At 60.2% G+C, this 22,929-nt stretch carries 17 protein-coding genes and 1 tRNA gene; 12 read left to right on the forward strand and 6 right to left on the reverse strand.

Features of this window, described 5'->3' with window-relative positions; translation table 11 throughout:
- The first annotated feature begins 293 nt into the window (after positions 1-293).
- The 3 genes from dnaA to recF all read left to right on the forward strand — a co-directional run bounded on the left by dnaA (position 294) and on the right by recF (position 4,178).
- Positions 294-1,673 (forward strand): chromosomal replication initiator protein DnaA, encoded by a 1,380-nt coding sequence (dnaA, locus tag ACR0KM_RS07345; RefSeq protein ID WP_480823319.1) that lies wholly within the window; start codon positions 294-296, stop codon positions 1,671-1,673.
- A gap of 226 nt (positions 1,674-1,899) precedes the next feature.
- The gene (dnaN, locus tag ACR0KM_RS07350; RefSeq protein WP_480860750.1) at positions 1,900-3,021 is read left to right on the forward strand and encodes a DNA polymerase III subunit beta; all 1,122 of its coding nucleotides are present in this window, start codon (positions 1,900-1,902) and stop codon (positions 3,019-3,021) included.
- Between the two features lie 59 nt (positions 3,022-3,080).
- Positions 3,081-4,178, forward strand: coding sequence for a DNA replication/repair protein RecF (recF, locus tag ACR0KM_RS07355; RefSeq protein ID WP_480860752.1), 1,098 nt, complete (start codon positions 3,081-3,083; stop codon positions 4,176-4,178).
- Here the strand turns inward: recF and ACR0KM_RS07360 are convergent.
- Positions 4,175-4,741, reverse strand: coding sequence for a carboxymuconolactone decarboxylase family protein (locus tag ACR0KM_RS07360; protein ID WP_480860754.1), 567 nt, complete (start codon positions 4,739-4,741; stop codon positions 4,175-4,177). The two genes, recF and ACR0KM_RS07360, sit on opposite strands and share 4 nt — an antisense overlap.
- Before the next feature lie 101 nt (positions 4,742-4,842).
- Here ACR0KM_RS07360 and ACR0KM_RS07365 point away from each other — a divergent pair, with 101 nt between their 5' ends.
- Complete coding sequence (locus tag ACR0KM_RS07365) at positions 4,843-5,415, forward strand: TetR/AcrR family transcriptional regulator (RefSeq protein ID WP_480860758.1); 573 nt, start codon at positions 4,843-4,845, stop codon at positions 5,413-5,415.
- A gap of 102 nt (positions 5,416-5,517) precedes the next feature.
- Entirely contained in the window at positions 5,518-7,935 is a 2,418-nt protein-coding gene (gene gyrB, locus ACR0KM_RS07370; protein ID WP_480823329.1) for a DNA topoisomerase (ATP-hydrolyzing) subunit B, read from the forward strand.
- A 165-nt stretch (positions 7,936-8,100) separates the two neighbouring features.
- On the opposite strand, the gene ACR0KM_RS07375 is transcribed toward gyrB, so the two are convergent.
- Positions 8,101-10,509: a YbcC family protein gene (locus ACR0KM_RS07375; RefSeq protein ID WP_480860760.1), complete on the reverse strand. Its 2,409-nt coding sequence runs from the start codon at positions 10,507-10,509 to the stop codon at positions 8,101-8,103.
- A 14-nt stretch (positions 10,510-10,523) separates the two neighbouring features.
- A complete protein-coding gene (locus ACR0KM_RS07380) occupies positions 10,524-12,074 on the reverse strand; it encodes a proton-conducting transporter transmembrane domain-containing protein (protein ID WP_480860762.1) in 1,551 nt (516 codons plus the stop codon).
- Between the two features lie 110 nt (positions 12,075-12,184).
- On the opposite strand from ACR0KM_RS07380, the gene ACR0KM_RS07385 reads away from it, so the two are divergent.
- Positions 12,185-13,075, forward strand: a complete 891-nt coding sequence (locus ACR0KM_RS07385) for a LysR family transcriptional regulator (protein ID WP_480823335.1) — start codon at positions 12,185-12,187, stop codon at positions 13,073-13,075.
- A gap of 30 nt (positions 13,076-13,105) precedes the next feature.
- On the opposite strand, the gene ACR0KM_RS07390 is transcribed toward ACR0KM_RS07385, so the two are convergent.
- A tRNA-Ser gene (locus ACR0KM_RS07390) sits at positions 13,106-13,195 on the reverse strand.
- 387 nt (positions 13,196-13,582) lie between these two features.
- Between ACR0KM_RS07390 and ACR0KM_RS07395 the strand changes: the two genes are divergently transcribed.
- Both ACR0KM_RS07395 and ACR0KM_RS07400 read left to right on the forward strand, forming a co-directional pair.
- Entirely contained in the window at positions 13,583-14,446 is an 864-nt protein-coding gene (locus ACR0KM_RS07395) for a FecR family protein (RefSeq protein ID WP_480823367.1), read from the forward strand.
- Between the two features lie 40 nt (positions 14,447-14,486).
- Positions 14,487-16,721, forward strand: coding sequence for a CHASE2 domain-containing protein (locus tag ACR0KM_RS07400; protein ID WP_480860765.1), 2,235 nt, complete (start codon positions 14,487-14,489; stop codon positions 16,719-16,721).
- 211 nt (positions 16,722-16,932) lie between these two features.
- Here the strand turns inward: ACR0KM_RS07400 and hemC are convergent, their stop codons facing one another.
- Positions 16,933-17,889 carry a hydroxymethylbilane synthase gene (gene hemC, locus ACR0KM_RS07405; RefSeq protein ID WP_480823371.1) on the reverse strand — a complete coding sequence of 319 codons (957 nt, stop codon included), beginning with the start codon at positions 17,887-17,889 and terminating at the stop codon, positions 16,933-16,935.
- A 107-nt stretch (positions 17,890-17,996) separates the two neighbouring features.
- Between hemC and hemE the strand changes: the two genes are divergently transcribed.
- Positions 17,997-19,031: a uroporphyrinogen decarboxylase gene (hemE, locus tag ACR0KM_RS07410; protein ID WP_480860768.1), complete on the forward strand. Its 1,035-nt coding sequence runs from the start codon at positions 17,997-17,999 to the stop codon at positions 19,029-19,031.
- Positions 19,032-19,089: 58 nt separating this feature from the next.
- Here hemE and ACR0KM_RS07415 read toward each other — a convergent pair whose 3' ends face one another.
- Positions 19,090-20,184, reverse strand: a complete 1,095-nt coding sequence (locus ACR0KM_RS07415; protein ID WP_480865472.1) for a CaiB/BaiF CoA transferase family protein — start codon at positions 20,182-20,184, stop codon at positions 19,090-19,092.
- Positions 20,185-20,338: 154 nt separating this feature from the next.
- Between ACR0KM_RS07415 and ACR0KM_RS07420 the strand changes: the two genes are divergently transcribed.
- The 3 genes from ACR0KM_RS07420 to ACR0KM_RS07430 all read left to right on the forward strand — a co-directional run bounded on the left by ACR0KM_RS07420 (position 20,339) and on the right by ACR0KM_RS07430 (position 22,928).
- Positions 20,339-21,268, forward strand: a complete 930-nt coding sequence (locus tag ACR0KM_RS07420; RefSeq protein ID WP_480531736.1) for an ABC transporter ATP-binding protein — start codon at positions 20,339-20,341, stop codon at positions 21,266-21,268.
- The gene (locus tag ACR0KM_RS07425; RefSeq protein WP_480860067.1) at positions 21,265-22,026 is read left to right on the forward strand and encodes an ABC transporter permease; all 762 of its coding nucleotides are present in this window, start codon (positions 21,265-21,267) and stop codon (positions 22,024-22,026) included. Before ACR0KM_RS07420 ends, ACR0KM_RS07425 begins: the two co-directional genes overlap by 4 nt.
- A gap of 104 nt (positions 22,027-22,130) precedes the next feature.
- The gene (locus ACR0KM_RS07430; RefSeq protein ID WP_480823380.1) at positions 22,131-22,928 is read left to right on the forward strand and encodes a S49 family peptidase; all 798 of its coding nucleotides are present in this window, start codon (positions 22,131-22,133) and stop codon (positions 22,926-22,928) included.
- The last annotated feature ends 1 nt before the right edge of the window (position 22,929 follow it).

A 22,929-nucleotide genomic window follows, 5' to 3' on the forward strand; every position in this document is an offset into this window, starting at 1 on the left:
AAGGAACGAATGTTCGAAAACCGGCTTCGGTCGGATGGACAATCTGCTCTGGGTTTCGGTTTATCCGATAACCTCGGCCCTGTCGAAAATTGGAATGTCACGCGCATCCCGAGTGCTCGGGTGTGCCCCCTTTATGGGGTATGGCTTTGTCGGCCTGCGCTGATCTTCGATAGCACCCGCCAGACCATGTGGTCTGGTGCTGGTACCCTTGTGTGTGAACGTCATACGACCCGGAAACCGGGACAGATTAATAAGGCTGCTGGGCCAATAAAGATGGGATGCGTGAGGCGCGAATGACACAAGAGAAATGGGGACAATTGCGAAACAAGTTGATGAAGGCTGTTGGTAAGAACAACTTCACCACCTGGATCGAACCATTGAAATTCGAAGAGCTGCAGGACGGAGTGGCGGTGTTTTCTGCGCCGACCAATTTCATGGGCAACTATGTCAGTCAGAATTTCGCGGACCGCATTCTATACGAGCTGAACACGTCGGGCGAGAATGTTCAGCGGCTGGCCTTCAGAACGGCAGCGAATTCCCCAGCGCGTCCAACGCAGCAAGCAGACCTGCCCGCCGCCGAGGTTGCGCCGCAGCCTCCCGTCGTTGAGGTCGCCAATTCTACCCTTGAGGCGCTTCAGGCGGCCCCGCTGGATGCGCGTTTCACGTTTGACAGTTTCGTCGTCGGCAAGCCCAACGAGTTGGCCCATGCCGCCGCGCGCCGCGTGTCCGAGGGTGGTCCGGTTACCTTCAACCCGCTGGTTCTGTACGGCGGCGTCGGCCTTGGTAAGACCCACCTCATGCACGCCATCGCGTGGGAGCTGAAAACCAAACACCCCGAGCTGAACGTGCTGTACCTGTCGGCGGAACAGTTCATGTACCGCTTTGTTCAGGCCCTGCGTGAGCGTCGGATGATGGATTTCAAACATCTGTTCCGCTCGGTCGACGTGCTGATGGTGGATGACGTCCAGTTCATCGCCGGTAAGGATTCCACACAGGAAGAGTTCTTTCACACTTTCAACGCGCTGGTCGATCAGAACAAACAGATCATCATCTCGGCCGACCGCGCACCCGGTGAGATCAAGGATCTTGAGGACCGCGTGAAGTCGCGCCTGCAATGCGGTCTGGTCGTTGATCTGCACCCGACCGACTACGAATTGCGTCTGGGCATCCTGCAGAACAAGGTGCAGCAATACGCCACCACCTATCCCGATCTGACCATTGCGGATGGGGTGCTGGAATTCCTCGCCCAGCGGATCTCGACCAATGTGCGCGTGCTGGAAGGGGCTTTGACCCGTCTCTTTGCCTTCGCCTCGCTGGTGGGCCGTGAGATTGACATGGACCTGACGCAGGATTGTCTGGCCGATGTGCTGCGCATGTCCGAGCGCAAGATCACCGTCGAAGAGATCCAGCGCAAGGTATCCGAGTATTACAACATTCGCCTCAGCGATATCATCGGCCCCAAGCGCCTGCGCTCATACGCGCGCCCGCGTCAGGTGGCGATGTATCTGTGCAAGCAACTGACCAGCCGGTCGCTGCCCGAGATCGGTCGCCGTTTCGGTGGCCGCGACCACACCACCGTGATGCATGGCGTCAAGCGGATCGAAGAGTTGAAAACAACCGACGGCCAGATCGCCGAAGATGTCGAGATGCTGCGCCGCTCGCTTGAAGCCTGAGGTCTGTCTGATTTTTTCAAGAACGCCCCGGATCCTCACGCCGGGGCGTTTTCTTGTGCGCATTAGTCCACGGTCGGACGGGAACTGAGCCCTGCCGGACATGCACCCCTTGACGCTAGGGGTATTCCGACCCAGAAATCCATAAAAAATCCTTGTGCCTCAGGGCTGAGACGCTAACGTGCCAGTCCCGCCCATTTTCGGCACGCAAGTCAAAGGAACAGAGGGTATGAAGATCAGCATCGAACGCGGCACCCTTCTCAAGGCCGTTTCGCAGGCCCAATCCGTGGTTGAGCGCCGGAACACCATTCCGATCCTGGCCAATGTGCTGATCGAGGCCGAAGGCGATCAGGTGCAGTTCCGCGCCACCGATCTGGATATCGAGGTGGTCGACAAGGCCCCTGCGCAGGTCGAGAAGGCCGGGGCGACAACCGTGGCGGCAACCACCCTGCACGAGATTGTCCGCAAGCTGCCCGATGGCGCGTTGGTGACGCTGACCGCCGATAGTGCTGCGGGGCGTCTGACGGTCGAGGCGGGTCGGTCGAATTTCTCGCTGGCGACGCTGCCGAAAGAGGATTTCCCGGTCATGGCGTCCTCGGAATATGCGTCGAACTTTACCGCCTCGGCGGCGCTGCTGCGGCGCTTGTTCGACAAGTCGAAATTTGCGATTTCCACCGAAGAGACGCGGTATTATCTGAACGGTGTCTATATGCATGTTGCGGATGGGTCCGAGGGCGGCAAGGTTTTGCGTTGCGTGGCCACCGATGGCCATCGTCTGGCGCGGATCGATGCGGATCTGCCGGAAGGTGCTGCGGATATGCCGGGCGTGATCGTGCCGCGCAAAACCGTGGGTGAGCTGCGCAAGCTGCTGGAAGATGACGAAATGGACATTGCCGTGTCGGTCAGCGAAACCAAGGTGCGGTTTGCGACGCCCGATATCACGCTGACGTCCAAGGTGATCGACGGCACCTTCCCGGATTACACCCGCGTGATCCCGCAGGGCAACACCCGCAAGCTTGAGGTGGACGCCGCCGAGTTCGCGCAGGCCGTGGACCGGGTGGCGACTGTTTCGTCCGAACGCTCGCGCGCGGTCAAGCTGCAGTTGGACGGTGATAAGCTGGTGCTGTCGGTGAACGCGCCGGACAGCGGTGCGGCTGAAGAAGAACTGGCCGTGGCCTATGGCGATGAGCGGTTGGAGATCGGCTTCAACGCCAAGTATCTGTTGGAGATTGCGTCTCAGGTGGATCGCGAGAATGCGGTATTCATGTTCAACTCGGCGGGTGATCCAACGCTGATGCGCGAAGGCAATGATCAGAGCGCAGTCTATGTGGTCATGCCGATGCGCGTCTGATCGCGCTGGCGCGCGATGCCTCCGGCGGGAGTATTTTTGAAAAGATGAAGGGAGGGGTCATGGGATTGGCCCTGACCGAGCTTACGGTCTCGCATTTTCGGTCTCATAAATTGGCGCGGTTGTCATTGGATGGGCGACCGGTGGCGATCCATGGGCCGAATGGAGCCGGTAAGACCAATATTCTGGAAGCCGTGTCTTTGTTCTCGCCCGGACGCGGGATGCGGCGGGCCAGCGCGGCTGAGATGACGCGGCGGCCCGAGGCGTTGGGCTGGAAGCTGTCGGGACTGTTGCAGGTGCAGGGGCAGGCCTATGAGATCGAGACGTGGTCTGAGGGCGGTGCGGCGCGGCAGGTTCGGATTGATGAGAAGTCTGCGACACAGATTGATCTGGGGCGGCTGGCGCGGGTTGTTTGGTTAATCCCGTCGATGGACCGGCTCTGGATCGAGGGGGCCGAGGGGCGGCGGCGGTTTCTGGACCGCATCGCGCTGAGCTTTGATCCTTCGCACGCCGATGCATCTCTGACCTATGAAAAAGCCATGCGGGAACGCAACCGCCTGCTGAAAGAGCAGGTGCGGGACGCGCATTGGTATGCGGCGCTAGAGGGGCAGATGGCCGAGACGGGACACCGCATTCATGCGTCCCGTCTGGAGGCGTTGGAGCATTTGCGCGGGGCGCAGGATCAGGCGGAAACGGCGTTTCCCTCTGCTGATCTGGAGTTGGTGCAGACCGAGGGTGCGATGCCCGAGACCGAGGACGACCTGCGCGAGGCGTTGAATGAAAACCGGTTTCGGGACCTGGCGGCGGGCCGGACCTTGGTGGGGCCGCATCGGTCGGATCTGTATGGCGTGTTCGCGGCCAAGGGCGTTCCGGCCAAGGATTGTTCGACCGGGGAACAGAAGGCGTTGCTGGTGTCGCTGATCCTGTCAAACGCACGGGCGCTGGCGGGAATGGTTGGCGCGCCGCCGATTGTATTGCTGGACGAGGTGGCCGCGCATCTGGATGCCGGGCGGCGCGCAGCGCTCTATGATGAGATCTGTGCTCTGGGTGCTCAGGCCTGGATGACGGGCACCGGGCCTGAGCTGTTTGCGGAATTGGGCGACCGGGCCCAAACGCTGGTTGTTACCGAAGGCGATGAGGGCTCGGTCGTGTCGGCTTAGGCCGGTTCGCCCACTTTACGTTCCCACAGGAAACCGCGCATGACTTCGTCGACCGGAGTTTTGGCCATGTGGTTGACGTAGTTCGACATGGTTTTCTGTGCGAGGCCCAGAACAACATCCAGAACGGCGCGGTGCGAATAGCCTGCGTCAAAGAACGCCTGCAATTGTTCTTCGGTCGGGTTACCTCGGGTTTCCATCACTTGCAGGGTGAAGGTGCGCAGCGCCTCAAGCTTGGCCGAGGGCAGCGGGGTTTCGTTGCGTAGAGCGTCGGTGATGTCGTCCGAGACCTTCATCATCTTGGCGATCCCGGTATGGGCCGGGACACAATAGTGGCATTCGTTTTCCACGTTGATGGTCTGCCAGACGACGGTTTTCTCGTCATTGTCGAAATCGGTTTGCAGGAAGAGGCCGTGCAGAACCTGATAGCCTTCCAGATGTTGCGGGCTTTCCGCCATCACCTTGTGCAGGCCGGGCAGGCGGCCAAAGGCGGCTTGCGATTTCTCAAGCAGCGGCTTGGACCCTTCGGGGGCGGAATCAAGGTCGTGGGACGGGAAATTAGCCATGTCAAAACTCCTGTTTCTGGCGCGATGAGTCGTATTTAGGGTTTATTGAGCGATCACTCAAGTATATATTTGAGCGAACGCTCAAAAAATTGGTGAATACGATGCCTCGCAAACCTTCTTACGACCGTGACGCGCTTATCGGGCAGGCCAGAGATATCTTTTGGCGGCAGGGTTGGGCGGGAACGTCGCTGAAAGACCTCGAGCGTGAGTTGAACCTGAAGCCCGGAAGCTTCTACGCCGCGTTTGGATCCAAGGATGCGCTGTATGCGTTGACGTTGGAGCGATATGCGAATGACGGCGTGGCGCGATTAATGGCAATGGCCGAGGAAATGGGGCCGTTGCAGGCGCTCAAGGCGCAGCCGCACGTTGTGATTGACGAACGCGAGACGCCAGCACGGGCGTGTATGTTGGCCAAAACCTACGCCGAATTGCAATCCAAGGGGCATGAGCTGGCCGGCAAAGCGGGGCATCATATGGCCGAGATGAAAGGGTGTTTTGCGACGCTGTTCCGCCGTGCGCAGCAGGCCGGAGAGATTGGTCCTGAGCATGATCCCGACCGGCTGGCGGCGCGCTATCAGTCTGACATCCTGGGACTGCGCCTTTCGGCAGAACGCGATGATGTGGATGCGACGGAAATCGCAGCGGATATCGCCGCGGATCTGGATCGACTCTGATCCACCACAAGCGACGGCTGATAGCACAAAATGTTGGGGGAGCGCGTGACAATCCCCACCAGAAAACGTATAAGTTACCAAAATAATATAGGTACTAACGGCATGTCCGAAGACGCACAGGCACCCCAGGAATACGGCGCAGATTCCATCAAAGTTCTCAAAGGCTTAGAAGCAGTTCGCAAACGCCCCGGTATGTATATCGGGGATACGGACGATGGCTCGGGTCTGCACCACATGGTGTATGAGGTTGTGGACAACGGAATTGACGAGGCTCTGGCTGGTCATGCCGACCATGTGACTGTGAAAATTCACGCCGATTCCAGTGTTTCAGTCAGTGACAACGGCCGTGGCATCCCGGTGGATATTCACCCCGAAGAGGGCGTCTCGGCGGCCGAGGTCATCATGACTCAGCTGCACGCGGGCGGTAAGTTCGACAGCAACTCGTACAAGGTGTCGGGTGGTCTGCACGGTGTGGGCGTGTCGGTTGTGAATGCGCTGTCCGATTGGCTTGAGTTGCGCATCTGGCGTGCAGGTAAAGAGCACGTTGCGCGTTTTGAGGGTGGCGAGACTGCTGAGCACCTGAAAGTCGTGGGCGAGTGCGGCGACCGCACCGGGACCGAGGTGCGCTTTCTGGCCTCGACCGATACGTTCTCGAACCTTGAATACTCGTTTGAGACGCTGGAAAAGCGTCTGCGTGAGTTGGCCTTCCTCAACTCGGGCGTGCGGATCATCCTGATCGACGAACGCCCTGCCGAGCGGTTGGAGACCGAGTTGTTCTATGAGGGCGGCGTCAAGGAATTCGTCAAATACCTCGACCGGTCGAAAACCCCGGCCATGCCCGAGCCGATCTATATCAAGGGCGAGCGGGACGACATTGGCGTCGAAATCGCCATGTGGTGGAATGACAGTTACCACGAAACGGTGCTGCCATTTACCAACAATATCCCACAGCGGGATGGCGGGACCCATGTGGCGGGTTTCCGGGGCGCTCTGACCCGGACAATCAACAACTACGCGCAGTCCAGCGGGATCGCGAAGAAGGAAAAGGTCAGCTTTACCGGCGACGATGCGCGTGAGGGTTTGACCTGTGTGTTGTCGGTGAAAGTGCCCGATCCAAAATTCTCATCGCAAACCAAAGACAAGCTGGTGTCGTCCGAAGTCCGCCCTGCAGTCGAAGGTCTGATGAACGAAAAGCTGGCCGAGTGGTTCGAAGAAAACCCCAATGAAGCCAAGGGGATCGTCGGAAAGATCATCGAGGCCGCATTGGCCCGTGAAGCGGCCCGAAAGGCGCGTGAGCTGACCCGCCGCAAAACGGCGATGGACGTGAACTATCTGGCCGGGAAGCTGAAAGATTGTTCTGAGAAAGACCCGTCCAAAACCGAAGTCTTCCTTGTCGAGGGTGACTCGGCGGGCGGCTCTGCCCAGACGGGCCGCGATCGTCTGACCCAAGCCGTTCTGCCCCTGCGCGGGAAAATTCTGAACGTCGAACGCGCTCGGTTCGACCGGATGCTGTCGAGCCAGGAGATCGGCAACCTTGTGATGGCGCTGGGTACGGGCATTGGCCGCGATGAATTCAACATCGAAAAGCTGCGCTACCATAAGATTGTCATCATGACCGATGCTGATGTCGATGGCGCGCACATCAGAACCCTGCTGCTGACTTTCTTCTACCGCCAGATGCCGGAACTGATCGAGGGCGGATATCTCTACATCGCGCAGCCGCCTCTGTACAAAGTTTCGCGCGGTAAATCAGAGGTTTATCTTAAGGATCAGACCGCCTTGGATGACTACCTGATCAATCAGGGTGTCGAAGGCGCGGTGCTGAAACTGGGCTCGGGCGAGGAGATCGTCGGGCAGGACCTGACCCGTGTGGTGGATGAGGCCCGGCAGTTGAAACGAGTTCTGGACGCTTTCCCGACGCATTACCCGCGCCACATTCTGGAACAGGCTGCAGTCGCGGGGGCCTTCGTGCCCGGTGCGGTTGATGCCGACCTGCAGGGTGTGGCCGACAAGGTCGCAGCGCGTCTGGACCTGATCGCACTCGAATACGAGCGCGGCTGGCAGGGCCGGATCACGCAGGATCACGGTATCCGCCTCGCTCGCATCCTGCGTGGTGTTGAAGAGGTTCGCACGCTGGATGGCCCCATGTTGCGTTCGGGCGAGGCCCGCAAAACGGGCAGCTTCACCCAAAGCCTGCAAGAGGTTTACAACACCCCCGCCACCCTGATCCGTCGCGACCGGATTCAGGCCATACATGGCCCGCTGGACCTGCTGCGCGCCATTCTGGAAGAGGGTGAAAAGGGCCTGTCTCTGCAGCGCTACAAAGGTCTGGGCGAGATGAACCCCGACCAGCTTTGGGAAACCACGCTTGATCCGGATGCGCGCACGCTGCTGCAGGTGCGCGTCGATGATATGGTCGAGGCGGACGATCTGTTCACCAAGCTTATGGGCGATGTGGTCGAACCACGCCGAGAGTTCATCCAGCAGAATGCGCTGAGCGTTGAGAATTTGGATTTCTAAGGCGATCGCAGCGGGTTTCAGACCGTCCGTTTGTGTGCTGCAGACACACTGACCAGACGCCTGCAGTCAACGTATTTGGTATCAACCCGCTTCAGCGGCTGATTTATCCAGCACGGTGGCCGCCGCGACCGCGCTGGATGTAAGGGTTCATGCGCCTCTGGGCGATCACTCGGCCGCGATGGCTTGTTCGTCGGTTTGCGGGTCGTTGAAGCGGCTCCACGTCAGATCGCCGTCGTAGCGCCACGCAAGCCGACCATTGTCATCCATGGCGATCAGATGCAGCCATCCATTGTCGAACAACTCGCGTACATGCGCATGGCGTGCAAGGATATCCGTCATTGCCTCGCGCGGGGCTTCGATGACCACGGACAAGCGCAGCGGATCATGCTGCAGGCTGGTGCCGTCATGGACCGACTGCCACGGCAGGCCGGCGCGTGGCGCGCCGTTGTTGCCTTCCAGCACACCGATACCGCCTACAACATTATGCAGCAGCTTGTTGCCGCCACCGAAAAGATCGGGCGCAACGGTCGAGCCGTAATACTGCAGACTGATCCAGCTGGCGACCACCACCGGGGCGGTCATGATCAGTTCCAGCACGCCGAACCCGTCGTCTCGACGCCAGTCATAATTGTGCAGAAACGCCTGTCCCGCCAAATCGGCGCCATCTGTGCGACCGCGCGGCGCGGCAATAAAGGCACGGCATCCAGCAAGGCCCCATTCCGGGCGCGTTTCGGCCCAATCGCGCGATCTGCGCAGTACATCCTGCGCGCCATCCGCTCGCGGCAACCTTTGCCCACGCTCAGCGCGGGCCAGATCGCCAGCGGCTGCAAGCCAGCTTTTGATCTGTTTCAAGCTTGCCAAAGATGTACCGGCCGGCAGGTCCTGATCAAACAGAGTAACCTTGTCGGTTGTGGTGTGATGCAGCGCCGCAAGGAAAACGGTGTCGGACGGCACCTCGATCCCTGCGCTGCGCAAGCCTTGGCGAACCTCTTGATCGTTCAGAAGACCGGCCAGAAGCCGCGCGTTGACGTCACCCGCGTATCCGCCGCAGGCGCCGCATTGCAATGCGCTTTCATGCGGGTTGTTGGTCACATCCGCACCATGACCCGCCAGCAGAACGACGGGCGCAAAGTCGCGAGTCAGTGACATCGCCGACAACACGGACTTTGCCATTTCGACCCGTGTTTCGAGGTCGAGCGCCGGATCAAATCTTGGCGCGGGTTCGGCCGATGCCGCGCCGCTCAGCCCCAGAGAATCCCGGACCAGTTTCCCGGCATAGAGCGGCCCGGTCGCTTCGACAAAGGCGAACGAGGATACGGCAGCCAGTTTGAACCGGCCCCAAGCGCGTTTGGCGCGCGCGGTGTAGCGGCGGCTCAGATCGGCCTGTTCGGGTTCACTGGCATGGGAATGCACACCGGCCTGCAGCAGCACGGGGCCGCGCAATTCGGTCACATCTGATCCCGCAGCCTTGTGCGCGCTGGCGAGGCCGAAGAAGCCCGCAAAGCCAACGGTTTCAATTCCGGCGTCCTGTGCTTCCAGTGCGCGGCGAAATACCTCGGACCGAACGTCGATGCAGAAAGCTGCCTGGACGATGGGGCGGCCTTGCGCAGGACGTTGCTGTCCGTTCAGCAGTTTATCGGCCAAGTGCCGCTGCTGCGCACGCTCGCCCGCATCCTGCAGGATCGCGTCGATCACAAGGTCTGTGTCCGGGGTAACCGGAGCGCGGTGCGCCGCGACCACCTCGGCCCAACGCGCTGCAATCTGCGTTTCGTAAAGCGAGTACAAGGCTTCATCGAACACCATACGTATCGCCAACAGTTCGACCACGGTGCTGTCTTGTGCGCCTTCCAGTTCGGCCTGCCACAAATGATAGCGCGCATATTGTGCCCAGCCGCCCAGTGTTGTCAGCCAGCGGTGGAACGCAGTTTCCGCTGCTGCGGTATCGACACCCAGCCGTTCGGACGCGCGACCCAATGCGCGCCAGTGCGAGCGGTTGGTCTCGGCCACAAAGGCGCAAAAGCCCTTGAGCCCCTGAATTTCGGGCGTCAGGTCGCGGCCTGCAAAATCGCGCCAGGACTGGAAAGCACCGTTGGCGCCGGATTGCTGCCAAAGTGCCTGACCCTGATCGAAATGCCCGGCGGCCCAGGCTCCGATGCGGTCTTCGATCAGGCCGGGCCAGTCGATCCCCGATACATCCGCCGCCAGTTCCGCCACTGTTGGCAAAGCCTGGGGCGCGGGCGTTTCAACCTCGATTGCCGCCTTGATATCCTGCAGTCCGGGCGCGCCGAAGCGCCCTTCGGTGGCCGCCAGGGCATCCAGCAGATCCGCTTCTGTAACCTCGCCCGACTTTATCTTAGCGGCCCAGTGCGCGCGCCGTGGCGTGATCCGGGTGCCGCCGACACGACCCAAACGGGCGGCAGTCACAGCAAGGGGTTCTGCGGTCTGACCCAGAAAAGGGTTTACTGCAACGCTTGATGACAGCGGGAACAGCGGCGGGATCGCTTTGGCAGAGGCATTGGCCTCGGCAACCAGTTCCAGCAGTGCGGCGGGGTAGGCTTCCAGTTTGGCAAACATCAGATCCGTTCCTTTCAAGCGACAGACCGTCTGGACCAGCCGTCCAGAAGCTTGTCAAAGATTGCATTGGCATAAAGGCCGTTGGTCAGGTGGACGCGCAGGCCCGCAGCGGCCGGGTGCGATGCCCATAGTGGGAACGTCGCCTGTGCCACCGCCACGCAGCCAAAACTCACCAGCGCCAGCACGATCAACGCCCATTCAAGCGGCCCGGGTGCGGGTGTTGCAGGCAGCGCTCCGGCGGTCAGTTCTTGGGCGACGACCTGCAGCGCGAAGTAGCTGACCGAGGTCACAAGCGCGTACATTACGGTGCGCTGCATCAGTGCCCGTGGTGCTGCATCCGCAAAGCCCTGCGCCAGCAGATAGGCGACGCCGAAAATCAGGATCACACCCAGGGCAATGGCCTGAATTGACTTGCCATCGAACCCGATGATCGTGCCTACAAGGCCATAAATGACGATGCCGATCACGAAAGACTGCAGCACATTCCGCGCGCTGGGCACCGCGATCGGCCCCGGGCGTTTGATTGCAGCCACATTTCGAACGGCCTCGCCGGCGCTGAGGAACGCGTGCGCCTTGTAAAGTGAGTGGGCAACAATATGCAGCAGTGCAAGTGGGAACAACGCCAGACCACACTGCATGACCATGAACCCCATCTGCGCAATCGTCGACCACGCGAGTGATGTCTTCACGGCAGATTGGGTCAGCATGACCAGCCCGCCAAACAAAGCGGTAAAGCCGCCCAGCATGACAAGCAGCGCCATTACCCCCGGCGCAGCAAGCATCACGTCTGCAAACCGGATCAGCAGGAACCCGCCCGCGTTGATCACACCTGCATGCAGCAGCGCCGACACGGGCGTCGGAGCCTCCATCACCTCGGTCAGCCAGCCGTGCAGCGGGAACTGCGCCGAGGCGAGCACTGCCGCGATGGCGATCAACAAGGCAGCGGCCATCACCAGCCAAGTGGGCTGTGCGGTGGCAAGGATCGACTGTATGTCGGTGGTCCCTGTCGCGATGATCAGCAAAACAAAGGCTCCGGCCAGAGCGACTTCGCTCAGCCGGGCGACGATCGCTTTCTTATGCGCCGCGCGCTGCGCCGTGGCGCGTTCGGAATAAAACAGAAGCAAGCGGTTCAGGGACAGGCTGGTAAGCGTCCAGGCGACAAAAAGCTGAACAAGATTGCCCGACATGACCAGCAACAGAACCGCCGCTAGCGTCGCCGCCATCCAGCTTGTGAACATGCCCTGCCGGGGCTCTCCGTCCATATAAGTCTTGGAATAACGCAGCACGACCCAGCCGATGAAGCTGACCAGAACCAGCATGATCGCGCTGACAGCATCAAGGCGCACCGACAGGCCAACGCCAAACAGCCCGATCAGAGCGGACGTCCCGGACCCGTTGATCACAAGTAACGCCGCCGCCAGCGCCGAAACCAGGAACGCACCAAACGCTGCGGCCTCAGCCAGCGCCGGGGCGGACCCGAAGTGTTGCGCGGGTCGTTGGCGCGCCAGCTGCGCTGCTGCGACCAGGATCAGCGGAGCAAGTAAGGGAAGAAAGAGATATGCCATATCGGTGTCCTTCAGTTTCAAAGCCAACGGCTCTGCATCGGAACTAGGGCAGAAGCTGTGACAATAAAAATTCATTGTTTTGGACTTTACGTTCTATTAATAAGAATGATATGCCATTGAACTATCACCACCTGAGATACTTTTGGGCTGTCGCGCATGATGGAAATCTGACACGAACCGCGCAGCGGCTGAACCTGTCTCAGTCGGCCCTTTCGGTTCAGATCAAGCAGCTTGAGGAAAGACTTGGCCACGATCTGTTCGAACGCCGCGGTCGGCAACTGCATCTGACCGAAGCGGGACGTATCGCCCTGGATCATGCCGATGCGATTTTCTCGACAGGGCAAGAGCTTGTCGCGACGCTGACCGGCACGGTCCAGACCCGCAAAGCGTTGCGCGTGGGCGCTTTGGCGACGCTATCGCGCAACTTTCAGATCGGTTTTCTCAGGCCGATCCTGTCGCGCATTGATGTCGAGGTCATCCTGCGATCCGGCAGCCCAACCGAGTTGCTGGAGGGGCTGGAGGCGCTTAACCTTGATCTGGTTCTGATGAACCGTCCACCACCCGATGACAGTCTGACGCCCTATGAAACCCATCAGATCGGCGAACAGGAGGTCAGCATCGTCGGTACTCCGGAACGTCTGAAGAACGAGCGTTCGATCCAGCAGCTTCTGACAGAACAGCCTTTTATCTTGCCGACAACAGACAGCAGTGTCCGCACGGCTTTCGATGCGATGGCCAGCCGCTATTCGGTCCGCCCCCAGATCGCCGCCGAGGTCGATGACATGGCAATGATGCGGCTGCTGGCACGTGAGGATATCGGCCTTGCCCTTGTTGCGCCGATTGTTGTGACAGATGAGTTGAACTCTGGCCGGCTAAAGGAAGCGAATGAGCACCCGCGGATAAAGGAGACATTTTTCGCGATCACACTGCGACGCCGTTTTCCCAATCCTTTGGTGCAGGAAATCCTAGAACAAAACGCTGGCCCAGCGTTTTTGTCATAACGTCCGGCGAAGGCTGTATTGAAAAGTGGGTGGCGGAGACGAAGGGATTCGAACCCTCGAGACGGTTTCCCGCCTACTCCCTTAGCAGGGGAGCGCCTTCGACCACTCGGCCACGTCTCCGTTGGCGGGTATATCCTTGCCGGTCGGCGGGATACAAGGCGATTTTCGATGCAAGGTGAAATTTTATGGCGACCGGTTCGTAAATTCAGCACGCGCGCTTCGCCGTTGTCGCGGCTTGAAAGGCTCGGCGCAGTCGGCGGTGATCTTCAAAAAAGGGAATGCTTGCAAAATACCCCTGTTTCAGCGCATATTTGTGCAGATTTAATACATTGCAAGACTATTCAGATTTAGCATTCTGAGGCGACAGATATCGGGCGCGGGGGAAGTTTAGACCCTCGATGGGAACCTTTGGGGGAAGGGGACTTGGTTTTGGCCTGGTTGAAGTTGTTTTTTGTTTTCATATCCTTGTCCGTGCTGCCAGCGTCGGCTTTTGCATCGATCGGAAAAGTGTTGAGCGCCAAACCCGGCGCCGATGTGGTGCGGGACGGCAAGAAGATTCGTCTGCGCGAAGGAATGGACGTGGTCTCGGGCGATATGATCACGACAAACCGGACAGGTGTCGTTCAGCTGTTGTTTGTCGATGAGACCAAAATTGCCGTTGGACCGAACGCGCAGATGGTTTTGGATGTGTCCATGTTACGGGGCAACCGAAAGGCCAAGAGCTTTACGGTACAGGCGCTGGGCGGCAGTTTTCGGTTCATCTCGGGCAAAAGCCGCAAGCGGGCCTATTCGATCAAAACACCGTCTGCCACGATGGCGGTGCGGGGCACCACTTTTGATATGTGGATCACATCGCAGCGACAAAGCGCGATGCTGGTTCTTGAAGGCACGGTCCAGATGTGCGGTCGGCGCGGATCGTGTCGGTCCGCAAGCCGTCAGTGCAGCATGTTTGCAACCAACGCCGGAGGGCAGGTCGGGCGACCTGCCGATCAGGCCCAGTATGACAAGGCGCTGGAAGGGGGCTTTCCGTTTGTCCTGTCTCAGAATGCTTTGCTGCCCCCGCTTCGGTTCAATGCGGGGGGATGCTCGGAACGTGCGGCCAGTGCGCCTTCGACCGAATCTGAACGACCTGACCGCAGCTCGGGTACATCCCGGGATGTGGCGCGGGCCGAGACGCGGTCCGGATCGGAAGGACCATCTGGTGAAAGGGCTGATAACCCAGGTGCGCGGTCGGAAGCTGGAAACTCTTCCTCAAGGTCGGGCGTTCGCTCTGGAGGCGGCCTGAATGTGTCGGCCAGCCCGTCCGGCGGTGGCTCTGGCGCCCGGGCGACAGCGACGGCAGGCAATGTGACCGCAACGGCAGGACGATAAGCCCAGAGCATCGACTGTTCCCAACGCCGGAGAGGCGACCGTGGTTGGCAGGATAAAAGAAAAAATTGGGCGAAGACTGATTTTCCGGCTGGTAGGTCTGGGATTGATTCTGCTGGGTTGTTTTGTCCGGGTGGCCGACCCGTACCCTGTCCAAATGTCGCGTCTGATCTATTTCGATGCTCTGCAGCGCCTATCCCCACGCGCCTACGACCCGGATTTGCCCGTGCGTGTGGTCGATATCGATGAACGGTCTCTGACCGAGTGGGGTCAATGGCCGTGGCCGAGGACTCAGCTAGCGCAGATGGTCGAACGTTTGGGGCAGTATGGCGCGGCGGCGATTGCCTTTGATGTGCTGTTCGCCGAACCCGACCGATATTCGCCATCCCGGTTGCTGAAGGATCCTCAGTTGTCGGGAATCCTTCGGGTGGACCGGTCAGCAACGAATCTGGACAACGATGTGGTGTTTGGCAACGAGATCGCCAATTGGCCGGTGGTTCTGGGGGTGGCTGCCCGGCAAACCGCCAGCGGCGCCACGGTCGTTCCCAAAGCGGGACTGGTCGAGATTGGAGAGAACCCGGCAGCCGGACTTGTGCATGTGGGTCACTGGACAGGGCTGGCCCCGCCTCTGGCCGAGGATGCCGCCGGGATTGGTGGAGTAAATGTCTCACCCTTTGGCGGTTTGGGTGTGGTGCGGCGCGTGCCGATACTGTGGGCCGGGCCGGATGGTGTTCTACCGGCACTCGGGATCGAAGCCCTGAGGGTTGCAATGGGCGCACCCGTTCTTTTCGCCGAAGGCGCGCAGGATGAGGCGGGCATCATGCTGGGTGTCGGCATCGGTGATCTGCTGTTGCCTACCACGGAAAACGGTGAGATCTGGGTGCGCTACAGGCGCGACGATCCCCGGCTTTACCTGTCTGCCGATGATGTGATGCAACGTGGCGATGATCCGGCATTGCGGGCTGAGATCGAGGGGAGGATCATTCTGGTAGGCACCTCTGCCGCCGGTCTGTTCGATATGCGAGAGACCGCTTTGGGCGAATCCGTTCCCGGTGTCTCGATCCACGCCCAGATCATCGAACAGGTCATCCTTGGCGATATGCTCAGCCGTTCGGATGTGACCGCCGCTTTGGAGCTGCTGGCCTTTGTCATCCTCGGAGTCGTTGTCACGGTGGTTATGTCCAGCTTTGGCGCGGTGGCTTCATTCGTTGCGGGCGGTGCTGCCGCTGGCGTCGTGATCGCGATCAGCTGGCTGGCGTTTCAGAACCAGTCGGTGCTGTTCGATGCCACCTTCCCGCTGGCCGGGGGCATGGCCAATTTCGGATTGCTTGCAGGCTACCTGTTCGTCTCGACCGAACGCGAAAAGCGGGTGATCCGGCAGACCTTCTCGCATTACGTTGCGCCCGAGATACTGGACGAGATGGAGGCCAACGGCCACCAGCTGCAACTGGGCGGGGAATCGCAGGAAATCACCGTGATGTTCTCGGATATCCGGGGCTTTACGCCTCTGTCCGAGTCGGTCTCGGCCACGGATCTGGTGGCCCTTCTGAACGAGCTGTTCTCGGAAATCGGCGATCAAATTCTGATCGAGAGGGGAACGATCGACAAATTTATCGGCGATGCGGTCATGGCGTTCTGGAACGCGCCGCTGCCGGTCGAGGATCACCCCTGTCGCGCCGCCTGGGCTGCGCTGAAGATGCGCGATGCGCTGCGGGCCTTCAACGCCTCGCCGATCATGCGGGGGCATCCTCAGATCGCGCTGGCGACCGGCTGTGCGACCGGGTCGGCCTGTGTGGGCAATATCGGATCGCGTAGCCGGTTCAACTATACGGTGATTGGTGACGTGGTGAATGTGGCGGCGAGAATCGAGCAGAATTGCCGCCATGTGGATTACGATATCCTTGTCTCGCAGGGGGTGCGGCAGGCCGCAGGGGCGGACCTGGCGTTGCTTGAGGCCGGGTTTGTCGATCTGAAGGGCAAAAGTGAACCCGAGCCGGTATTCATTCTGGTTGGCGACCGAGCGCTGGCCGAGACGGCCGCGTTCCGGGCCCTGAAGGCCACGCACGAGCTGCTGCTGCAGACCATTCGCGACCGGTCTCCGCAGCACGTGGTCACGGCCTTGTGCAACGAATGTCTGACCCAGGCGCCGCAGGTCGAGCACGGCCTTGCCAGCTTTTATCAGGCGCTTCACGGGCGCACCGTGGATTTCCGGTCCGAGGCGCGATCCGGTCCTGTGATCTTCAGCCATCACAATGGCGTCGAAAAGGCTGCAGAGTAAAAAAGAGAGCGGGACGCGATCGTTAAACCGCGCCCCGCCTCAATCGGACAGAAAGATCAATCTCGCCCCCTCGAATACTATCTAAAACAAAACGGGCTAAAACTTTCGATATATTCGAGACTGATCTCTATCCTCATCGGAATAAAGCCATACTGCACCATCATCTGATGGGCGACAGTGAAGCAGTTCACATTAACGAGAAATTAGTAAATTAACGCCAGTCGAAGAAACCCGGACCGGCCTGTTTCAACAGGGATTCGGCCATGGCGTGGCCCAGTTCGCGCCCGTCTTCGGCGGGGCCTGTCGCTTCTTCGCTGATCGCCTCGGACCCATCGGGGCGCAGAACCTCGCCGCGCAAATGCAACTGTCCGTCGCGAATCTCGGCCAGCCCGGCAATCGGGGTTTCGCAGGACCCGTCGAGCCCGGCCAGAAGGCTGCGTTCGGCTGCAAGGCGCTGACTGGTTTCTACATGGTGAATCGCCGCAAGCATATCGGCGGCGCGGCTGTCATCGCTGCGCCGTTCGATCCCGATGGTGCCTTGGGCGATGGCGGGCAGCATATCTTCGGGTGCTATGGCAGTGGCGGGGACGTCTTTCATATCCAGCCTGCGCAGCCCGGCCATGGCCAGAAAGGTGCAATCGGCCACGCCATCGGCCAGTTTTTTCAGGCGGGTTTGCACGTTGCCGCGAAATTCGACCACGTTCAGATCGGGCCTGCGGTTCAGCAATTGCGCCCGACGCCGCAGCGACGAGGTGCCGACCACAGCGCCCTGCTGCAGATCGTGAATGGAGTTCAGGCTGGGAGAGATAAACGCATCGCGCACATCCTCGCGCGGTAGGAACGTGTCCAGCACCAGCCCCTCGGGCTGTTCCACCGGCATGTCCTTGGTCGAATGTACGGCGATGTCGATCTCGCCCTTCAGCATTGCCTCTTCAATTTCCTTGGTAAACAGGCCCTTGTTGCCGATCTCTTTCAGCGGGCGATCCGCATCGATCATGGCGCGGTTGTCGCCGGTGGTCTTGATCACCACGATCTCGAACGCGTCTTCGGGCAGGCCGAACGCCTTGCCCAGACGCGCGCGGGTTTCATGTGCCTGTGCCAGCGCCAGCGGCGATCCACGGGTACCGATTTTGAGAGGCGAGGCGGGGGTGGGCAATGTGAGACTCATGCGCACAGCTTTAGTCGCGTCACATTGCCCTGACAATGGGGGCAGAGCTTGACAAATTGCCACTGAAGGCCGACGCGTGACGCCAGACCGGAAGATTGGGGGCAGGTATGGCCGAAACAAAGACATTGCTGCGGGCGCTGGCGGGCGAGGTTCAGGACGTTCCGCCGATCTGGATGATGCGTCAAGCCGGGCGCTATCTGCCCGAATATCGCGCCACCCGTGCGCAGGCGGGGGATTTCCTGTCGCTGTGCTACAACCCCGAGCTGGCGGCCGAGGTCACCTTGCAGCCCATTCGCCGCTATGGCTTTGATGCGGCGATCCTGTTTGCCGACATCCTGTTGGTGCCGCAAGCGCTGGGCGCTGATCTATGGTTTGTCACCGGTGAAGGACCCCGTCTTTCGAAGATCACGCAGCAATCGGATTTCGATGCGCTGAAACCGGTTGAGCATATCCACGAGACGCTCTCGCCCGTCTATGAGACCGTGCGCATCCTGTCGCGAGAATTACCGTCTGAGACCACTCTGATCGGTTTCGCGGGTGCCCCGTGGACAGTGGCCACCTATATGATCGCTGGGCGTGGTACGCCGGATCAGGGGCCAGCCCATGCGTTGCGGGAAGAGAACACCGCCTTGTTCGAGGCTCTGCTGGATCGGATTACTCTGGCAACGATCGAATATCTGTCTGCGCAGATCGAGGCCGGGGCCGAGGTGGTGAAGATCTTTGACAGCTGGGCGGGATCTTTGAAGGGCGAGGCGTTCCAGAAATACGCTGTTGAGCCCTGCCGGGTGATCACACAAGCGATCAAGGCGCGGCATCCGGGTATACCAGTGATCGGCTTCCCGCGTGAAGCGGGTGAAGGTTATGTCGGATTTGCCAAGGCCACGGGTGTCGATTGCGTGGCGCTGGACAATTCGGTGTCGCCAGACTGGGCGGCTGCGAATGTACAGGTGGATGGTTGTGTGCAGGGCAATCTGGCCTCGTCCCATATGGTGACCGGCGGGCAGGCGCTGGTGGATGAGACGCGCGCGATTGTTGAGGCATTCTCGAAAGGCCCTCATATCTTTAATCTGGGGCATGGGATTACGCCGGATGCAAACCCTGAGAATGTTCAGTTGATGATCGATACGGTGCGCGGGCGGTGAGCCAGGTGAGGGGGCCAGCCCCCTCTTGGCCTGTGGCCAATTCACCCCCGGGATATTTTTAGCCAGATGAAGCGGGCGGGAGTTCGTTCAGGATTTCGTACGTGTGCTCTCCGCGTTTGGGGCTGGGTTTGGGGTGCCAGTCGTGGGTTGAGAAGCGTGGGGCGGCGGCGGCTTGTCTGGTGCCGTCGGAGTCGATCCATGTTTGGCGGGCGGTATTCATCGGATGCGCTTGCGCTTCGTTCGGGGACAGGACAGGGGCGACGCAAGCGTCGGTGCCGTGGAAGAGGGCTGTCCAGTGGTCGCGGGGTTGTCTGGCGAACAGGGACTTGAGTCGGTCTGTCAGCCGGGGCCAGTAAGCGGGGTCGTATTGTTGGGCGAAGTCGGGGTCTTCTGAGAGGCCCAGCAAGTCCAGAAAGCAGGCGTAGAACTTGGGTTCCAGGCACTGAACCGAGATATGGCCGCCATCGGCGCAAGTATAGGTGCGGCTCCAATGCGGGCCGTCCAGCAGGCTTTGGCCTCGGGTGTCTGACAGATTGCCGGTTTGGCGCAGGCTCATCAGCAGGTTCATCATATGGGCTGAGCCGTCATAGATGGCGGCGTCGACCACCGTACCCTTGCCGGTGCGCTGCGCGTTGAGCAGCCCGGCCAGAAGACCGGCGACCAGATACATCGCGCCGCCGCCGATATCGCCGACCAGTGTGGCCGGTGTCTGTGGCGGCTGATCCGGTTGTGAGGCGTACCAGAGCGCGCCGGATAGGGCGATATAGTTGAGATCATGGCCAGCGGTTTCAGACAGAGGGCTGTGCTGCCCCCAGCCGGTCATGCGGCCATAGACCAGTTTAGGGTTGATCTGGTGGCAGGGCTCGGGGCCGAGGCCCAGCTTCTCCATCACGCCGGGGCGGAAGCCTTCGATCAGCGCGTCGGCGGTGGAGATCAGGCGCCGGGCGATGCTCAGGTCTTCGCGATCTTTCAGGTCCAGCGCGATCGAGCGTTTGCCGCGATCCAGCAGCGAGCGTTCGGGCATACCGGGCGTGATCGCGCCGCCTTTGCGGTGGATGGTGATGACGTCGGCCCCCATATCGGCCAGCATCATCGCGGCAAACGGGGCGGGGCCGAGGCCTTCGAATTCGATGATACGCAAACCTGCCAGCATGGGATCCTCCTGATGTGTAGGGTTTCGCGATGAACGTTTGAATGCAAGTGCAGACTGTTCGGATCCCTGCGTCAGCGCGTAGCGTGCTGTGCGCAAAAGGGCTGTTCCCGGCCTGCCCGGCGCGATAGGTTGCGAGGTCAGAACGAGGGGCCACATGACAACCATTCTATCGATCCGGGATTTGCGCAAATCTTATGCCGATGGCTTTGAGGCGCTCAAAGGCGTGACTCTGGACATTGAGGAAGGTGAGATTCTGGCGCTGCTGGGGCCGAATGGCGCGGGCAAGACGACGCTGATCTCGACGGTGTGCGGGATTACCACGCCGACCTCGGGGTCGGTGACTGTGGGTGGACATGATATCCAGACCGAGTTCCGCGCCGCCCGCAAGATGATCGGGCTGGTGCCGCAGGAAATCGCTTTGGAGCCGTTCGAGAAGGTCTGGAACACTGTCCGTTTCTCGCGCGGTCTGTTTGGCCACGGGCGCGACAATGCCCGGATCGAGGAAATCCTGCGCAAGCTGTCGCTGTGGGACAAGCGGCGCAATGCGATCAAGGAACTGTCGGGCGGGATGAAACGCCGGGTGCTGATCGCCAAGGCGCTGGCGCATGAGCCGCGCGTGCTGTTCCTGGATGAACCCACCGCCGGGGTCGATGTCGAGCTGCGCAAGGATATGTGGGAGATCGTGGCCGAGCTGAAACAGGCGGGCGTGACCATCATCCTGACCACCCACTACATCGAAGAGGCCGAGGCCATCGCCGACCGCGTTGGCGTCATCGACAAGGGTGAACTGCTGCTGGTGCAGGACAAGGATACCCTGATGGCGCAGATGGGCAAAAAGCAGATCGAAGTGATGTTGACCGACCCGATCCCAGCCATTCCCGACAGCCTTTCAGAACACCAGCTGACGCTGAACGGCGAGGGGGATGTGCTGATCTATACCTACGACACCAATGCCGAACGCACGGGTATCACCACGCTGCTGAACGATGTCGCGCAGGCCGGGCTGGTGCTGCGAGATGTACAGACCCGGCAGTCGAGCCTGGAAGAGATCTTCGTCAACCTTGTCTCGGGAGAGCCCGCATGAACTGGTCCGCCATTGCCGCCATCTACCGGTTCGAAATGGCCCGGTTCTTCCGCACTCTGGCGCAAAGCTTTCTGTCGCCGGTCTTGTCCACGTCGCTCTATTTCGTCGTCTTCGGTACCGCCATCGGTAGCCGCATCCAAGAGGTCGAGGGGGTCTCATACGGGGCGTTCATCGTGCCGGGGCTGATCATGTTGTCGGTGGTGATGCTGGCGATCTCGAACGCGTCGTTCGGCATCTATTTCCCCAAGTTTCTGGGTACGATCTATGAGCTGCTCTCGGCCCCGGTCAATTTCATTGAGATCGTGATCGGCTATGTCGGGGCAGCGGCGACCAAGGCCCTGTTCGTAGGGGTGGTGATTCTGATCACCGCCACATTCTTTGTGGATATACGGGTCGAGCACCCATTGGCGATGGTGGCCTTTCTGGTGCTGACCTGCCTCAGCTTTTCGCTGCTGGGTTTCATCGTCGGCATCTGGGCTAGCAATTTCGAACAGATGTCGCTGATCCCGCAACTGATCGTCACGCCCCTGATCTTTCTGGGGGGAACATTCTATTCCATCTCGATGCTGCCGCCCGTGTGGCAAACGATCACCCTGTTCAACCCGGTCGTATATCTGATTTCCGGCTTCCGCTGGTCTTTCTACGGCATCGCAGATGTGCCGATTTTCTGGAGCCTTCTGGCCATCCTGGGCTTCACTGGTCTGTGCCTTGCGGTCATTGGCTGGATCTTCAAAAGCGGCTGGCGCATCCGCAGCTAGGGCGTTGCATTTTTGCCCATCGGGTGTGGGAAATTGGTTCACGTCGCGTTTATGGCAATGTCGGTCCCTTGTTAACGGCTCGGGCGCGCTCTACATCGGCATCCATGAAACTGAGCCTGCCGTTCCTGAAAAAGCAGCCCTTTGTGGCCGTTGTCCGTCTGTCTGGCGCCATCGGAATGGCCGGGCGTGGGTCGATGAATGCCACCGCGCTGGCACCGGTGCTTGAGAAAGCCTTTCGCAAAGGCAAGCCCGTGGCCGTCGCGCTTGAGGTCAACTCGCCCGGCGGCTCTCCTGTGCAAAGTTCCCTGATAGGCGCGCGGATCCGGCGGCTGGCGGATGAGTTGAACATCCCCGTTTATGCCTTTGTCGAGGATGTCGCCGCCTCGGGCGGGTACTGGCTGGCGGCTGCGGCGGATGAGATTTATGCCGATGACAGCTCGGTTCTGGGCTCGATCGGGGTGATCTCGTCGGGTTTTGGCGCGCATGTTTTTCTGGCCCGGCAGGGGTTCGAGCGGCGCGTGCATACGGCAGGCACGTCGAAATCGATGCTGGACCCCTTTGCGCCCGAGAAGAAAGAGGACGTCGCGCGGCTCAAGGTGCTGCTGGGCGACATTCATGAGAATTTCATCACTCATGTCAAAACCCGGCGCGAGGGCAAGCTGGACGCCAATACCGATCTGTTCAATGGCGAGGTCTGGCTGGCGCGCCGCGCGCAGGAACTGGGTCTGATCGATGGGATCGCGCATCTGAAACCGAAGATGCAAGAGCGGTTCGGCGACAAGATCAAATTCCGCCGTTACGGGATGCGCAAACCCATCTGGTCGCGGTTTGGCGCTTCGTTCGCCGAAGACGCCATCGCCGGGCTTGAGGAACGCGCGGCCTTTGCGCGGTTCGGGTTGTAAC

This window comes from Ruegeria sp. G10, from assembly GCF_056533645.1.

Excerpts from the sequence above, each read along its gene's own strand:
- ACR0KM_RS07380 (WP_480860762.1), bottom strand. The coding sequence starts at position 12,074 with ATGGCATATCTCTTTCTTCCCTTACTTGCTCCGCTGATCCTGGTCGCA.
- ACR0KM_RS07360 (WP_480860754.1), bottom strand. The coding sequence starts at position 4,741 with ATGGCTAATTTCCCGTCCCACGACCTTGATTCCGCCCCCGAAGGGTCC.
- gyrB (WP_480823329.1), top strand. The coding sequence starts at position 5,518 with ATGTCCGAAGACGCACAGGCACCCCAGGAATACGGCGCAGATTCCATC.
- ACR0KM_RS07425 (WP_480860067.1), top strand. The coding sequence starts at position 21,265 with ATGAACTGGTCCGCCATTGCCGCCATCTACCGGTTCGAAATGGCCCGG.
- hemC (WP_480823371.1), bottom strand. The coding sequence starts at position 17,889 with ATGAGTCTCACATTGCCCACCCCCGCCTCGCCTCTCAAAATCGGTACC.
- ACR0KM_RS07375 (WP_480860760.1), bottom strand. The coding sequence starts at position 10,509 with ATGTTTGCCAAACTGGAAGCCTACCCCGCCGCACTGCTGGAACTGGTT.
- dnaN (WP_480860750.1), top strand. The coding sequence starts at position 1,900 with ATGAAGATCAGCATCGAACGCGGCACCCTTCTCAAGGCCGTTTCGCAG.
- ACR0KM_RS07420 (WP_480531736.1), top strand. The coding sequence starts at position 20,339 with ATGACAACCATTCTATCGATCCGGGATTTGCGCAAATCTTATGCCGAT.
- ACR0KM_RS07365 (WP_480860758.1), top strand. The coding sequence starts at position 4,843 with ATGCCTCGCAAACCTTCTTACGACCGTGACGCGCTTATCGGGCAGGCC.
- ACR0KM_RS07385 (WP_480823335.1), top strand. The coding sequence starts at position 12,185 with ATGCCATTGAACTATCACCACCTGAGATACTTTTGGGCTGTCGCGCAT.
- dnaA (WP_480823319.1), top strand. The coding sequence starts at position 294 with ATGACACAAGAGAAATGGGGACAATTGCGAAACAAGTTGATGAAGGCT.
- hemE (WP_480860768.1), top strand. The coding sequence starts at position 17,997 with ATGGCCGAAACAAAGACATTGCTGCGGGCGCTGGCGGGCGAGGTTCAG.
- ACR0KM_RS07430 (WP_480823380.1), top strand. The coding sequence starts at position 22,131 with ATGAAACTGAGCCTGCCGTTCCTGAAAAAGCAGCCCTTTGTGGCCGTT.
- recF (WP_480860752.1), top strand. The coding sequence starts at position 3,081 with ATGGGATTGGCCCTGACCGAGCTTACGGTCTCGCATTTTCGGTCTCAT.
- ACR0KM_RS07415 (WP_480865472.1), bottom strand. The coding sequence starts at position 20,184 with ATGCTGGCAGGTTTGCGTATCATCGAATTCGAAGGCCTCGGCCCCGCC.